This window comes from Pseudarthrobacter sp. rb (assembly GCF_056389225.1).
Genome location: NZ_JBWJAR010000004.1, coordinates 264,672 through 278,457 on the forward strand (window position 1 = coordinate 264,672; position 13,786 = coordinate 278,457).

Genomic DNA, 13,786 nt, shown 5'->3' on the forward strand with positions numbered 1-13,786 from the left:
TTCCGGCGTCGAGTAGCGGCCCCCTTCCGGGCGAGTAGCGGGCCGGCAAAATCGGGTAACCCCTACTGGTGCCCCGGCCTTGCCCCGTTCCTAGACTCGGGATTCCTAGGACCAACACGCACTGGCAGGTCCCCCGGGTGGCTTCCGGGAGCTCCTGCCGTCACGCGGAGTTCCGCATTTTCTGGGTATGCGGACGCCTCCAACCTGCGCCGCTTTCGGTTCCGGCCCCCGCCGGGACCGGCGTCGCAATATCATCTCGCTCCGTCCAGCGTCCTGGTGTGCATGCAGCGCCCCGGCGGGACCGAACACTGATGGGCAACCCATGAACCAGCCTTCCCTCCCCTCCCCCGACGGCACCAGCAGAAGCTTCGCCACCGACGAACCCCGGACCGACCTCACCACCGGCCGGCCGGTCATCAGCAACAAGTTATGGGCCGGCATGGCCACGGCAGCGGTGGTGGCCGCGGTGGGCGTCGGTGCCATGGCGGCGCCGCCCGCGTCCCTCAACGGAAGCACGACGGCGGCGGCGCAGGTAGCAGAGGCCCCCGCGCCGCCGTCGGCAAGCAGCTCCGCCCCCACAGCTCCTGCAGCCGCTCCCGGGGCGGCGGAAGCGGTGGCAGCGCAGGTGGCCGCTCCGGCCGCCGAAGCGCCGGCCCCACCGGCCGACCCGGCTCCGGCTCCGCCGCCCGTGGCACCCGAGCCTGCACCCGCGCCGGTCCCCGAACCCGCCGGCGACCCCAACCTGTACACGGTGGTGCCGGGCGACACCGTCGGGGCAATCGCCGCCGGCCATGGCGTGGACATGAATGCCATGCTCGCGGCCAACGGACTGAGTGCGTACAGCATCATCTACCCGGGCGAAACGCTCCTGTTGACGGGCCCGCCTATCGCAGTTGCCGAGCCTGCTCCTGCTCCGGCTGCCGCGCCCGCCCCCGCCGCGGCACCGGTTGCTGCGCAGGCATCCGCTCCGGCCGCCGTTGCGCCGGCGGCCCCTGCCGTCCGGACCATCTACGTAGCCGGTTCGGGTGGCCAGTCCATGGTGGACGCCTGCATCGGGCCCATCCACTACACACCCAATGACGGCTACTCCCTGTTCATCACCGAACACGATTTCTGCGGTGGATGGGCCCGGTTCTCGGGAATCGGCGTGGGTGAGACCGTGAGCATCCCGGGTTACGGAACGTACACGGTGACCGGGCGCGGCACAGTGCCAAATCCCGGAACCACCAATGACGTCATCTCGGTGTTCGGCGGGTTTCCCCGGGCGATCCTGCAGACCTGCATCCCGGGAACCAGCACGATGCTCCTGATCGCGCTGAACTGAAATTGCGGAATTCGTAAGCTTGTCCGCGGGTCCTGGCCTCCAAGGGCTGGACCCGCGGACAAGTCAATGACGCGCCAACGGCGCGCTATACGCCGTGGCGTTCTGAAATGTGTTCCACCAGTTCGCCCACGCGCTGTTCGGAGTAGTTGCGGGCAATATCGCCCTGGCTGATGATGCCTACCAGCTTGTGGTCCGAGATCACCGGGAGCCTGCGGACCTGGTGCTGCTCCATCATGTCGATCGCTGCATCAACGTTGGCGTCGGCGTCGATGCAGTAGGGCTTGCCGGCAGCCAGCTCGCGGGCCATCATCTGGCCGGGGTCGCGGCCGGCGGCAACGCACTTGAGCACGATGTCGCGGTCAGTGATCATGCCCTTCAATTTGCCGTCGTCACCGCAGATGGGAAGCGCTCCGCAGTCAAGGTCCATCATCATGCGGGCCGCGTCCGTCAGTGACTCTGTTTCCCTGACGCACCTCGCATCAGTGGTCATGAATTCACGTACAGCACTCATTGAATCCTCCTTCATCGATGGATTATCGACGCAGGGCATCGGAGCACATGCGCCGATGCTGCCAGATTACGCCCGCACCCACACAGTGTCGACGGCGGAAGGAGGCCCGTTCTGAAGGGCTGGGAAAGGGCCCGGGGCAACGAAAGAGCCTCCGGAACCTGGTGGTTCCGGAGGCTCTTCCTTGGGTGGCAGATGAGGGATTCGAACCCCCGTAGGCGTTGCCAGCTGATTTACAGTCAGCCCCCTTTGGCCGCTCGGGTAATCTGCCGAACTTCAAAAGAAGTACCCGCCGATGCAGTGTTGGCAAGCATCCGTTTCCGGCGCTTTCCGCTTCAGTAACCGCGGGCAAGACAACTTTACAGAACTTCGGGCGAAGAATCGAATCGGGCCTTCCACGGCCCCTAAAGCCCTGAATCGGCGCCGAAAAATTGGTGCCTAAGCCTCCCCGAGGATGCGCCCGGCCAGCTTTGCTTCGAAGCTGAGTGCCTGCTCCTCGGTGATCTGGTTCAGCTGCACAGCCCGCTGGAGGTCGGCGCGGACCCCGTCCATCCTGGCGGAGGCATCCGCCACGGGACTGAAGACAATGGAGGCCGCCACTGCAGCCGCCGCCACCGACGACGCTGCTGCAGCCACCGCCCCCGCTGCTGTACTGGTGCTCCGGGTGACGTAATGGGCGGCTTTACGGTGCATGGTGTTCCCTTCAACTGCGGTACAACTGCTCCAACTCTCGCCACCCCTCCTTCGTTCCCCCGGTGGATCCGCTGAGAGGGAACTGTGAATCAGGCGCCCCCACCAGCCCGGGCATCCGTACTAGGCTGGATGCCAGTGATCCAGGCCCTGTACCCGCACGGGGCTCCCATCAACAAAGGAGAGTCATGGCAGGCGAGTCAACGTTCGACGTCGTAAGCAAAGTGGACAAGCAGGAAGTGGCCAACGCGCTCAACCAGGCGCAGAAGGAACTCGCCCAGCGCTACGACTTCAAGGGCGTCGGTGCCGAGGTGGACTTCAGCGGCGAAAAGATCCTCATGAAGGCCAACTCGGAAGAACGGGTCCTGGCCGTCCTGGACGTGCTGCAGTCCAAGCTGATCCGCCGCGGCATCTCACTGAAGTCGCTGGACACCGGCGAGCCCTACGCCTCCGGCAAGGAGTTCCGCCTGGAAGCCTCCATCAAGGAGGGCATCGCCCAGGACCTGGCCAAGAAGATCAACAAGCTCATCCGCGACGAAGCACCCAAGTCGGTCAAGTCGCAGATCCAGGGCGACGAACTGCGTGTTTCTTCCAAGTCGCGTGACGACCTGCAGGCCACTATGGCGCTGCTGAAGGACTTCGAGGAAGCTGACCTGCAGTTTGTGAATTTCCGCAGCTAGTCCCCCGCCGCCGTCGTTTTCGACGCGCAAAAAGTTACACGCCACGCATAAAGGCTGGCGCACCCCACATTCGGGGTGCGCCAGCCTTTTTGCGTGTCGCTGCCCGTTTTGCGCAGCGCGGAGCCGCCAGGGCGCGCGCCTCCCGGGAGACGAGGGACCCAGGAAGGTAACCTGGGGACAATTACGGCACGTTTGGTTTGCGTATTCGACGGCGCCGGGTAATCTCTTCCTTAGGCCTGCCTAAGTAAGGGTAGCCTGAGCGAAAGAACACTCCATGACTGCCAACTTCCTGATCGGCCTGCGCGAAGGACTCGAAGCCACCCTGGTGGTGGTCCTCCTCATGGCCTACCTGGCCAAAACGGACCGCCGCCACCTCATTCCCCGGTTGTGGGTGGGCGTGGCAGCAGCAGTTGCAGTGTCCGTTGCCTTCGGCGCCCTGCTGACCTTCGGCCCCAAAGGCCTCACCTTCGAGGCGCAGGAGGCCATCGGCGGCACCTTGTCCATCGCCGCCGTCGGCTTGGTGACGTGGATGGTCTTCTGGATGGCACGCACCGCACGGACCCTGGGAAGCGACCTGAAATCCCGCGTGGACAAGTCAGCGGGCGGAGAAGGTTGGGGCCTGGCCGTGGTGGCTGCGATCGCAGTCGGACGTGAGGGCCTGGAAACAGCCCTCTTCCTCTGGGCTGCGGCCAAGGCAACGGGTGAATCCACCCAGCCGCTCATCGGCGCCCTCCTGGGCCTGGCCGCCGCGGCCGGCTTCGGCTACCTGTTGCACCGGGGCGTCCTGAAAGTGAACCTCTCGCGTTTCTTCACCTGGACCGGGGCGGCCCTGATCATCATCGCCGGCGGCGTCCTGTCCTACGGCATCCATGACCTCCAGGAGGCCGGACTGCTCCCGGGCCTGCATTCCCTGGCCTTTGACATCAGCGGGGCCGTGCCGCCGTCGTCCTGGTATGGCACCCTGCTCAAGGGCACCCTCAACTTCTCCCCCGCAACCACCTGGCTGGAAGCCGGAGCCTGGCTGCTCTACGTGCTGCCCGTGCTGTTCCTGTACCTCCGCATCAACCGCAAAACACCACCCAGCCCCGCCGGCTCCCGCGACAACACTGCCGTCAAGGCCGTGGCCGCCGCCTGAATCCCCCTCACCCGCACCAAAGGAATCCCCCATGCCTGGCTTCACCCTGCCTAAAAACAACCTGCCCAAAACTGCCCCCTGCACCTTCCGCAGCAAGCGTGCCGCCCTGGCCGCCGCCGTCGTCGCCGTGCCCTTGATCCTCACGAGCTGCACGGACAACACCAAGGCCTCTGACACTGCCGGGGGCGCCATTGACGTCGTCAGCTCGAACAGCGAGTGCAAGGTTTCCGCCACCAGCGTGCCCAGCGGCAACCTTACGTTCTCGGTCAAGAATGAAGGCACCGAGGTCACGGAGTTCTACCTGCTGGCCGCGGACGGGCTGCGCATCCTTGGCGAGGTGGAGAACATCGGCCCGGGCCTGAGCCGCAACCTGGTGGTGACCGCACCCGCCGGCACCTACACCACCGCGTGCAAGCCCGGCATGGAAGGCGACGGGATCAGGGCTGCACTGGAGGTCACCCCGTCCGGCAACCAGCAGCCGGCGGACGCGGATTTCCAGCACCTCCTCGACACCGCCACCACGCAGCACGCGTCCTACGTCAAGGACCAGGGCGAACAGCTGCTCACCGGGACCGAGCAGTTCGCCGCGGCCTTCGCGGCCGGTGACGCGGCGAAGGCGCGCGAACTGTACGCCGCGACGCGCCAGCACTGGGAACGGATTGAGCCCGTCGCGGAGTCCTTCGGGGACCTGGACCCGCAGCTTGACGCCCGCGAGGCCGATCTTGAACCGGGCCAGGAGTGGACCGGGTGGCACCGCGCGGAGAAGGACCTGTTCCCGCCCGCCGGCTACACGGCCTTGACCGCTGCCGAGCGCTCAGCCATCGCCGACCGCATGGTGGCCGACACCAAGGACCTCGTGGAGCGCACGCGCACGCTGGAGATCTCCGCGGACATGCTGGGCAATGGCGCCAAGGAGCTCCTGGATGAAGTTGCCACCGGAAAAGTGACCGGTGAAGAGGAAATCTGGTCCCACACGGACCTCTGGGACTTCCAGGCGAACGTCGACGGTGCCCGCATTGCCTTCGAAAACCTGAAACCGGCCCTGCAGCAGAAGGACGCCGCACTGGCCACATCGCTGGACGAGAAGTTCGCCGCGCTTCAGGCCGAGCTCTCCACCCATGCCCAGGGGACCGCCTTCACGTCCTACGACAAGCTGACGCCGGAGCAGGTCCAGCGGCTGGCTTCCCTGGTGGACGCCCTTGGGGAGCCGCTGTCCCGGCTGACGGCGGCGGTGATCCTGTGACCGGCTGCCCGTTCAGCGGCCGGGCGCCGGAAGCTTCTGAGCCGAGCGCGGTCCCGGCTTCCGTCCAGGCACCGTTGGAGCCCCCCGAGCGGGCACGGCCGACGGCGGCCGCGCGCCTTAGCAGGCGCGGCCTGTTTGGCATCGCCGGACTGGGCGGGGCTGCGGCGGGACTTGCGGCCGGCTTCCTTGGCCACGACGCGGTGGCGGCCTCCGCGGCACCTCCCGCCGCCGACAGTCCGGTGGTCCCCTTCCACGGGGACCACCAGGCCGGCATCACCACCCCCGCCCAGGACCGCCTGCACATGGCCGCGTTCGACGTCACCACCACCAGGCGCGAAGAACTCATCCAGCTGCTCAAGGACTGGACACGCGCGGCCGAAGCCCTGACCGAAGGCCGCCCGGCCGGTGCGACCGGCGCGGTGGACGGCCCCTACGGCGCCCCGCCCGAGGACACCGGCGAGGCTTTGGACCTCAACGCGGGCAAGCTGACCCTGACGTTCGGCTTCGGCGCCGGCCTGTTCGAAAAGGACGGCGCGGCCCGGTTTGGGCTGGACGGCCGGCGGCCCGAGGCCCTGATCGACCTGCCGCACTTTCCCGGCGACGACCTGGACCCCGCCCGCAGCGGCGGCGACCTGGTGGTCCAGGCCTGCGCCGACGACCCCCAGGTGGCCGTCCATGCCATCCGGAACCTGGCCAGGATCGGGTTCGGAAAGGTCCGGGTGCGCTGGTCCCAGCTGGGATTCGGGCGAACCTCGTCCACCACCCGCGCCCAGCAGACCCCGCGGAACCTCTTCGGCTTCAAGGACGGCACCAACAACCTCAAGGTCGAGGACGACCAGCTGCTGGACCAGCACGTGTGGGCCACGGCCGGCCGGCCGGAGGATGCCTGGCTGGCGGGCGGCAGCTACCTGGTGGCGCGGCGGATCCGGATGCACATCGAGACCTGGGACCGGACGTCGCTGGGCGAGCAGGAGGGCCTGATCGGCAGGACCAAGGGCACGGGCGCACCCCTGTCCGGCGGCGAGGAGTTCACCGAGCCCGACTTCGCCCGGCAAGGCAGAGGCGGCAAACCCCTGATTCCGCTCGATTCGCACATGCGGATGGCCCACCCCAGCCGGAACAGCGGCGTGAGAATGCTGCGCCGGGGCTACAACTACACCGACGGTTCGGACGGCGTGGGCCATCTCGATGCGGGCCTGTTCTTCATTGCCTTCGTCACCGATCCCCGGAGCCACTACGTCCCGATGCAGATGGCGATGGCCAAGGGCGACACCCTGGCGGTGGAGTACCTGAAGCACACGGGTTCGGGACTGTTCGCCGTTCCCGGCGGGGTGAAGCCCGGCGGATTCATCGGGGACGGCCTGTTCACGTAGGAAGGCTGCCCGGCGTCCGACGGCGGGGTTCCCGGCTACAGTTGCCGGCCCGCCATCCACTCCAGCCGTGCGATCCGGTCCCGCATGGGCGGGTGGGTGGCGAACAGCTTGTTCATGCCGCCGCCGCGGAACGGATTGGCGATCATCAGGTGCGAGGCGTTGACCAGCCGCTGGTCCTGCGGCAGCGGAGCAAGGCTGACGCCGCGCTCAATCTTGGCCAAGGCTGAGGCGAGCGCCAGCGGATCGCCGGTGAGCTGCGAACCGTCCTCGTCGGCGTCGTACTCCCGGGTGCGGGAGATGGCCATCTGGATCAGGGACGCCGCGAAAGGTGCCAGGAGGGCCATGGCGATCATGGCCAGCGGGTTGGCGTTGCGCCGGTCCCCGCCGCCGAAGAACAGCAGCATCTGCCCCACCGAGGTGATCACGCCGGCGACGGCTGCCGCCACGGACGAGGTGAGGATGTCGCGGTTGTAGACGTGCATGAGCTCGTGGCCCAGGACGCCGCGGAGTTCGCGCGGGTCCAGCAGCTGCAGGATGCCCTCGGTGCAGCAGACGGCGGCGTTCTGCGGGTTGCGGCCGGTGGCGAAGGCGTTGGGGTTCATGGTGGGCGAGACGTAGATCCGCGGCATGGGCTGGTTGGCGCGCATGGAGAGCTCGCGGACAATCTGGTACAGCTGCGGCGCCTGGGCTTCGGTCACAGGGACGGCCTGCATGGAGCGGATGGCGATCTTGTCGCTGTTCCAGTAGCCGTAAAACGTGGTGCCGACGCCGATCAGCGCCATGATCCAGATGGGCGCCGAACTGCGCGTGCCCACGCCGATGAGCCCGCCGAGGCCCAGCAGCACCGCCCACAGCACCCCGAAAAGCGCCGCGGTCTTCAGGCCGTTGTGATGGTTGTGCACGTTTCCTCCTTGCTTAAGGAACGGCTTGCTAGGGCACCGGGTTCCGGGCATCGTACTGCCGGAAGCCTGGCTGGAGTTTCGCCGCGAGCCATGCCCCCGCGATGCACAGTGCACCGCCGAGCAGCAGGACCCAGCCCTCATTCAGAAGCTTAGTCGCGCCGCCGGCCAGCAGGTCCCCGACCCGGGGGCCGCCGGCCACCACGACGATGAACACGCCCTGCAGGCGTCCGCGCAGGTGGTCAGGGGCCGCGGCCTGCAGGATGGTGTTGCGAAAGACGCTGCTGATGGAGTCGGCAATCCCGGCCAAGGCGCAGCAGGCGGCGGCGGGCAGCAGCCACAGGGTCACCGCTCCGTCCGGTGCCGGGCCCGCGAGCAGCACCACCAGGCCGAAGGCCCCGATGGAGGCACCCCAGCCCATGACGGAAACCACGACGGCGGTCCCCTGGCGGCGCACGCTGCCCAGCGGACCGGAGAACAGGCCGGCGAGGAAGGCCCCGACGGCGGTGCAGGCCAGCAGGATGCCCACGGTCGCCTCGCCCCCGCCGATCATGAGGGCAGCGACGGCGGGGAGCAGCGCCCGCGGCTGGGCAAGGATCATGGCCACGAGGTCGATGATGAAGGTCATCCGGAGGTTGGGGCGCGTTCCCAGAAAACGGAAACCCTCAACCACGGAACGAAGTCCCACTTTGCTGCGGGTTCCTGCCGGAGGCATCGGCGGAAGCCGGTAGACGGCCCAGAGGACGAACGCGAAGCTGGCGAAGTCGATGGTGTAGGTCCAGCCGAACCCCAGCCACGCCACCAGGAGGCCGGCCAGCAGCGGCCCGGCGGTCATGGCAAGGCCCAGGGACAGCATGCTCAGGGCGTTGGCCGCCGGCAGGAGCTCCTTGCGGATAAGCATCGGGATGATGGCACTGCGGGCCGGCTGGTTGATGGCCTGGGCACCGCTTTGCAGCGCCACCAGCAGGTACAGCACCCACACGTTGCCCAGCTGCAGCCAGGCCTGGAGCGCGATCAGGCCGGTGGTCAGCCAGAGGACCGTGGAGGCCAGCAGGGCGATGCGGCGGCGGTCGTGCGCGTCCGCGATGGAGCCGCCCATCAGGCCGCCGATTATCAGGGGAACCAGCGCGAAAATGCCCAGCAGGCCCACGTAGAAGCTGTCCTGGGTCAGCCGGTACACCTCGAGGCTGACGGCCACCAGCGTGAGCTGGCTGCCGACGGCGGATACCGCCGATCCCAGCACAGCCGGCGGAATGCGGGGCTTTCCTTGAGCGGCGTGACATCGGCAAGTATTTTCCCCACCCCGCAACATTAGCGGGCGACACGGAAAGGTAAGCCGAGCCTTATTGTGAGTTATTAATAATAAGTGCTTCAATGGAGCCATGACGGAGCACTTTGATGGCCAGGACGCATGGGCTGCGGCCCTGCGCGCCCATGGCCGCAGGGTGACCAAGCAGCGGCTCGCTGTACTCGCCGCCGTCGAACGCCACCCGCATTCCCCAGCCGAAAGCATCCTTGCCGCCGCCCGGACCGAACTGCCGGAACTGACGGCCCAGTCCGTCTATGTGGTCCTCGGCGACCTGACGGACCTGCACATGCTGCGCCGGTTCGAGCCGCCCCACTCCCCCGCCCTGTACGAGACACGGGTGGACGACAACCACCACCACGCCATCTGCATCAGTTGCGGCCGCGTGGAAGACGTGGACTGCGCCGTCGGCCACGCCCCCTGCCTCACGCCGCACTGGAATCCGGACGCCAAGCCGATGACCATCCAGATCGCCGACGTCATGTACCAGGGCATCTGCCAGGAGTGCCAGCAGGCCCAACAACTTCCTCCCCACAGTCCCTCGCAAGAAAAAGAGAAATAGGAGAACAATGACTGCCGTTTCCACAACCCAGTCAGGTGCACCGGTTACGTCCGACGCACACTCAAAGTCAGTTGGTGCCGATGGTGCCATCATCCTGACTGACCACTACCTGGTGGAAAAGCTCGCCCAGTTCAACCGTGAGCGGGTTCCGGAGCGCGTAGTGCACGCCAAGGGCGGCGGTGCATTCGGCACGTTCAAGACCACCGAGGACATCTCCAAGTACACCAAGGCAGCGTTCCTGCAGCCTGGCGTCGAGACCGAGATGCTGATCCGCTTCTCCTCCGTGGCGGGCGAGAACGGTTCCCCGGACACCTGGCGCGACCCCCGCGGTTTCGCCGTGAAGTTCTACACCACCGAGGGCAACTACGACCTCGTGGGCAACAACACCCCCGTCTTCTTCATCCGTGACGGCATCAAGTTCCCGGACTTCATCCACTCCCAGAAGCGACTGCCGGGCACCCACCTGCGCGACGCCGACATGCAGTGGGACTTCTGGACCCTGTCCCCCGAGTCCGCCCACCAGGTCACCTGGCTGATGGGTGACCGCGGCCTGCCCGCCTCCTGGCGTGAAATGCAGGGCTACGGCTCGCACACCTACCAGTGGATCAACGCCGAGGGCGAGCGGTTCTGGGTCAAGTACCACTTCAAGTCCAACCAGGGCGTGAACTCCATGAGCTCCGAGCAGGCGGAACAGCTTGCCGGTTCCGACGCGGACTTCTACATCCGCGACCTGTCCGAGAACATCGAAGCCGGCAACTTCCCGTCCTGGGACCTGCACGTGCAGGTCATGCCGTACGAGGACGCCAAGACCTACCGCTTCAACCCGTTCGACCTCACCAAGGTGTGGCCGCACGCGGACTACCCGCTGACCAAGGTGGGCACGATGGAGCTGAACAAGAACCCGGAGAACTACTTCGCGCAGATCGAGCAGGCCACCTTCGCGCCGTCGAACTTCGTGCCCGGTATCGCCGCCAGCCCGGACAAGATGCTGCAGGCCCGCATCTTCTCCTACGCGGACGCACACCGCTACCGCGTGGGCACCAACCACGCCCAGATCCCGGTGAACCAGCCCAAGAACCAGGTCAACAACTACAGCCAGGACGGCCAGGGACGTTTCCTCTTCAACGCCCCCTCGGTTCCGGTCTACGCCCCCAACACGTTTGGCGGCCCGGCTGCCGTTGAGCCGCAGAACGCTGCGGGCGGCTGGGAGAACGACGGCGAGCTCACCCTCGCCGCGCACTCCCTCCACGCCGAGGACGGCGACTTCGTCCAGGCCGGCGCGCTGTACCGCGAGGTCTACAACGAGGGCGAAAAGGCCCGCTTCCTGGAGACCATCACCGGCGCCGTTGGCGGCGTGAAGCGCTCCGACATCAAGGAACGCGCCATCCAGTACTGGACCAACGTCGACGCCGAGCTGGGCGCCAAGCTGCGCGCCAACCTCGGTGCCGGTGCGGCCCCGTCGGCTCCGGCTTCGGACGCTGAGTCCGCCAACAAGATCGGCTGACCAGGCCTCCTGCCGGCTGAACCGAAGAACACCCCGTCACGGGCTTCCGTGGCGGGGTGTTCTGCTGCCTGGCCCGGTTGTGCACATACGGCGCCTGGGAGGTGGCCGGTCGCGGACGGCGGTTCTAGGCTCCTTAGATGAACACTTTCGCAGGCATTCCCCCGGAAGCCTTCCGCTTCTACGCCGAGCTGGAGGACAACAACAACCGCGAATGGTGGCTGGAACACAAAGCCACGTACGACGCAGCGGTCAAGGAGCCGCTCACGCTCCTGCTCTCCGAGCTGGAGCCCGAGTTCGGACCTGCCAAGCTTTTCCGCCCCAACCGGGACATCCGTTTCTCGCTGGACAAGTCACCATACAAGACTGCCCAGGGAGCATTCGCCGCACGGCAGGAAGGCGTGGGTTTCTACCTCCAAATCAACGCAGACGGGCTGTTGATCGGTGGCGGCTACCACTCCCACACGCCCGCGCAGCTGGCCCGGTTCCGCGCGGCCGCTGACGCCTCCGCCAGCGGCGCAGCCCTGCAGGACATCGTGGATGCCGTGGCCGGGGCCGGTTTTGCCATCGAAGGCGAGAAGCTGAAAACCGTCCCGCGGGGTTTCGACAAGGACCATCCCCGCGCCGAACTGCTTAAGCACAAATCACTGTCCGCGGGTGTCGAGATGGGCCAGCCGGAGTGGGTGTCCACACCGGCCGCAAAGGAGCAGATCGCGGAACGCTGGCGACAGCTGCGGCCGCTCGTGGAATGGGTGGGACGGTACGCGGCGCCGTGACCGGCCCGAAGCATGGCCCGACCGGAAACGCGGCTGCCCGCCCGGCGCAGGCCGGGCGGGCAGTTCAACAGCTGGTACGGTGGGCCGTCAGGTCCGGCTCAGCTCGTCCTCGTCATCAGACTCGGTGGCTGTCCGTGACGCCATGCCGGGCGCGCCATTGACGGACGCGTTGGCTTCGGCGAAACGCTCATTGAGCCGCGAGTGGCGCTGGCCGTAGGCGAAGTAGATCGCCAGGCCCAGCACCAGCCAGAAGGCGAAGAAGATCCAGGTCTCCACGGCGAGGTTGGTCATCAGGTAGAGGCACAGCACCGCAGACACGATGGGCAGCACCTTGCCGAGCGGAACCCGGAAGGCCGGCTTCAGGTCCGGGCGCTTCTTGCGGAGCACCAGGATGCCCAGGCTGACCACCACGAACGCGGACAGCGTGCCGATGTTGATCATTTCCTCGAGCAGGTCCACGTTGGTGAGGCCTGCAACCAGCGCCACCGCGGCACCACAGATGACCTGGAGGCGCACCGGAGTGGACCGCTTGTCGCTGGTCTTGGACAGCGCCCGGGGCAGCAGCCCGTCGCGGCTCATGGCCAGCACCACGCGGGACAGGCCCATGAGGAGCACCATGATCACGGTGGTCAGGCCCACCAGGGAACCGAAGGCGATAACCTTGGCCGCGGAGGTGTCTCCCACTGCCTCGAAGGCCGTGGTGAGGGTGGGGCTCTTGGCTTCGGCCAGCTGGGTGTAGGACACCATGCCGGTCAAGGCCAGGGACACGAGGATGTAGAGCAGCGTGACCAGGGCCAGGCCGCCGAAAATGCCGCGGGGCAGGGTCTTCTGCGGGTTCTTCACTTCCTCGGCGGAGGTGGCCACCACGTCGAAGCCGATGAAGGCGAAGAACACCAGGGCGGCACCGGCGAAGATGCCCATGGTGCCATATTGGGCGGGGGCAGCTCCGGTCAGGAAACCAAAGAAGGACTGCTTCAGGACGTCTGCGGCGCCGGTGCCGGCCGTGGGCTCGGCTGCCGGAACGAAGGGGGTGTAGTTCTCGAACTTCACGTAGGTGAAGCCCACCACGATCACAAAGAGCACCACGGCGATCTTGATCAGCGTGAAGATGTTGCCCACGCGGGCGGAGAGCTTGGTGCCCAGCACCAGCAGCACGGTGAAGATGGCCACGATGAGGAATGCGCCCCAGTAGAGGTCCACGCCCCCCAGCGAGATGGCCGGCGGGATGTCCAGGCCGGTGAGGGCGAACACCTTGCTGAGGTAGATGCCCCAGTACTTGGCGATCACGGCGGCGGCGGTGAACAGTTCCAGGATCAGGTTCCAGCCGATGATCCAGGCAAGGAGCTCACCCATGGTGGCGTACGTGAAGACGTAGGCGGATCCCGCTACGGGAATGGCGGTGGCGAACTCGGCGTAGCACATGATGGCCAGCGCGCACGTGACGGCGGCGATCGCGAAGGAGAGGGTAACGGCGGGACCTGCAAAGTTGGCGGCGGCCTTTGCGCCGACCGAGAAGATGCCGGCGCCGACAGCAACGGCGACGCCCATGATCATGAGGTCCCAGGTGCTGAGGGAACGCTTAAGCTTGCGTCCCGGCTCATCGGCGTCGGCAATCGACTGCTCGATGGATTTTGTCCGCAGAAGGTTCATTGGGGGTCACAATCCTGGTTTTGTGAGGGAAACAGACCTATCAACGATACTGTCCATCCACTGGACGGTCCCAATCGTCCCGAATAATGAGACGGCCCCGATGCCGAACATTCTTCTGCCAAAACACTCGGGGCCCTCC

At 66.6% G+C, this 13,786-nt stretch carries 12 protein-coding genes, 1 tRNA gene and 1 pseudogene; 8 read left to right on the plus strand and 6 right to left on the minus strand.

Features of this window, described 5'->3' with window-relative positions; all coding sequences use genetic code 11:
• Positions 1-322: 322 nt before the first annotated feature.
• A complete protein-coding gene (locus ACWRN3_RS08060) occupies positions 323-1,324 on the plus strand; it encodes a LysM peptidoglycan-binding domain-containing protein (protein ID WP_476740309.1) in 1,002 nt (333 codons plus the stop codon).
• A gap of 85 nt (positions 1,325-1,409) precedes the next feature.
• Here ACWRN3_RS08060 and ACWRN3_RS08065 read toward each other — a convergent pair whose 3' ends face one another.
• The 3 genes from ACWRN3_RS08065 to ACWRN3_RS08075 form a co-directional block, all read right to left on the minus strand.
• Positions 1,410-1,835, minus strand: coding sequence for a CBS domain-containing protein (locus ACWRN3_RS08065; RefSeq protein WP_255172922.1), 426 nt, complete (start codon positions 1,833-1,835; stop codon positions 1,410-1,412).
• Between the two features lie 186 nt (positions 1,836-2,021).
• A tRNA-Tyr gene (locus ACWRN3_RS08070) sits at positions 2,022-2,103 on the minus strand.
• A 167-nt stretch (positions 2,104-2,270) separates the two neighbouring features.
• Entirely contained in the window at positions 2,271-2,525 is a 255-nt protein-coding gene (locus tag ACWRN3_RS08075; protein WP_255172923.1) for a hypothetical protein, read from the minus strand.
• 185 nt (positions 2,526-2,710) lie between these two features.
• Between ACWRN3_RS08075 and ACWRN3_RS08080 the strand changes: the two genes are divergently transcribed.
• The 4 genes from ACWRN3_RS08080 (at position 2,711) to efeB (ending at position 6,953) form a co-directional block, all read left to right on the plus strand.
• Positions 2,711-3,202: a YajQ family cyclic di-GMP-binding protein gene (locus tag ACWRN3_RS08080; RefSeq protein WP_018769043.1), complete on the plus strand. Its 492-nt coding sequence runs from the start codon at positions 2,711-2,713 to the stop codon at positions 3,200-3,202.
• Positions 3,203-3,476: 274 nt separating this feature from the next.
• Entirely contained in the window at positions 3,477-4,337 is an 861-nt protein-coding gene (gene efeU / locus ACWRN3_RS08085; RefSeq protein WP_476740310.1) for an iron uptake transporter permease EfeU, read from the plus strand.
• Between the two features lie 31 nt (positions 4,338-4,368).
• Positions 4,369-5,580, plus strand: coding sequence for an iron uptake system protein EfeO (gene efeO, locus ACWRN3_RS08090; protein WP_476740311.1), 1,212 nt, complete (start codon positions 4,369-4,371; stop codon positions 5,578-5,580).
• 74 nt (positions 5,581-5,654) lie between these two features.
• Positions 5,655-6,953: an iron uptake transporter deferrochelatase/peroxidase subunit gene (gene efeB, locus ACWRN3_RS08095; protein ID WP_476740312.1), complete on the plus strand. Its 1,299-nt coding sequence runs from the start codon at positions 5,655-5,657 to the stop codon at positions 6,951-6,953.
• A gap of 35 nt (positions 6,954-6,988) precedes the next feature.
• Here efeB and htpX read toward each other — a convergent pair whose 3' ends face one another.
• Both htpX and ACWRN3_RS08105 read right to left on the minus strand, forming a co-directional pair.
• On the minus strand, positions 6,989-7,855 hold the full coding sequence (gene htpX, locus ACWRN3_RS08100) for a zinc metalloprotease HtpX (protein WP_476740313.1): 867 nt from the start codon (positions 7,853-7,855) through the stop codon (positions 6,989-6,991).
• Positions 7,856-7,883: 28 nt separating this feature from the next.
• A pseudogene (locus tag ACWRN3_RS08105) lies at positions 7,884-9,154 on the minus strand (MFS transporter).
• A gap of 80 nt (positions 9,155-9,234) precedes the next feature.
• Between ACWRN3_RS08105 and ACWRN3_RS08110 the strand changes: the two are divergent.
• The 3 genes from ACWRN3_RS08110 (at position 9,235) to ACWRN3_RS08120 (ending at position 11,997) form a co-directional block, all read left to right on the plus strand.
• Positions 9,235-9,720: a Fur family transcriptional regulator gene (locus ACWRN3_RS08110; protein ID WP_255172929.1), complete on the plus strand. Its 486-nt coding sequence runs from the start codon at positions 9,235-9,237 to the stop codon at positions 9,718-9,720.
• Positions 9,721-9,727: 7 nt separating this feature from the next.
• A complete protein-coding gene (locus tag ACWRN3_RS08115) occupies positions 9,728-11,224 on the plus strand; it encodes a catalase (protein WP_476740314.1) in 1,497 nt (498 codons plus the stop codon).
• Between the two features lie 137 nt (positions 11,225-11,361).
• Positions 11,362-11,997 carry a DUF2461 domain-containing protein gene (locus ACWRN3_RS08120; protein WP_476740315.1) on the plus strand — a complete coding sequence of 212 codons (636 nt, stop codon included), beginning with the start codon at positions 11,362-11,364 and terminating at the stop codon, positions 11,995-11,997.
• An 87-nt stretch (positions 11,998-12,084) separates the two neighbouring features.
• Here ACWRN3_RS08120 and ACWRN3_RS08125 read toward each other — a convergent pair whose 3' ends face one another.
• Positions 12,085-13,647: an amino acid permease gene (locus tag ACWRN3_RS08125; protein WP_476740316.1), complete on the minus strand. Its 1,563-nt coding sequence runs from the start codon at positions 13,645-13,647 to the stop codon at positions 12,085-12,087.
• Positions 13,648-13,786 lie beyond the last annotated feature (139 nt).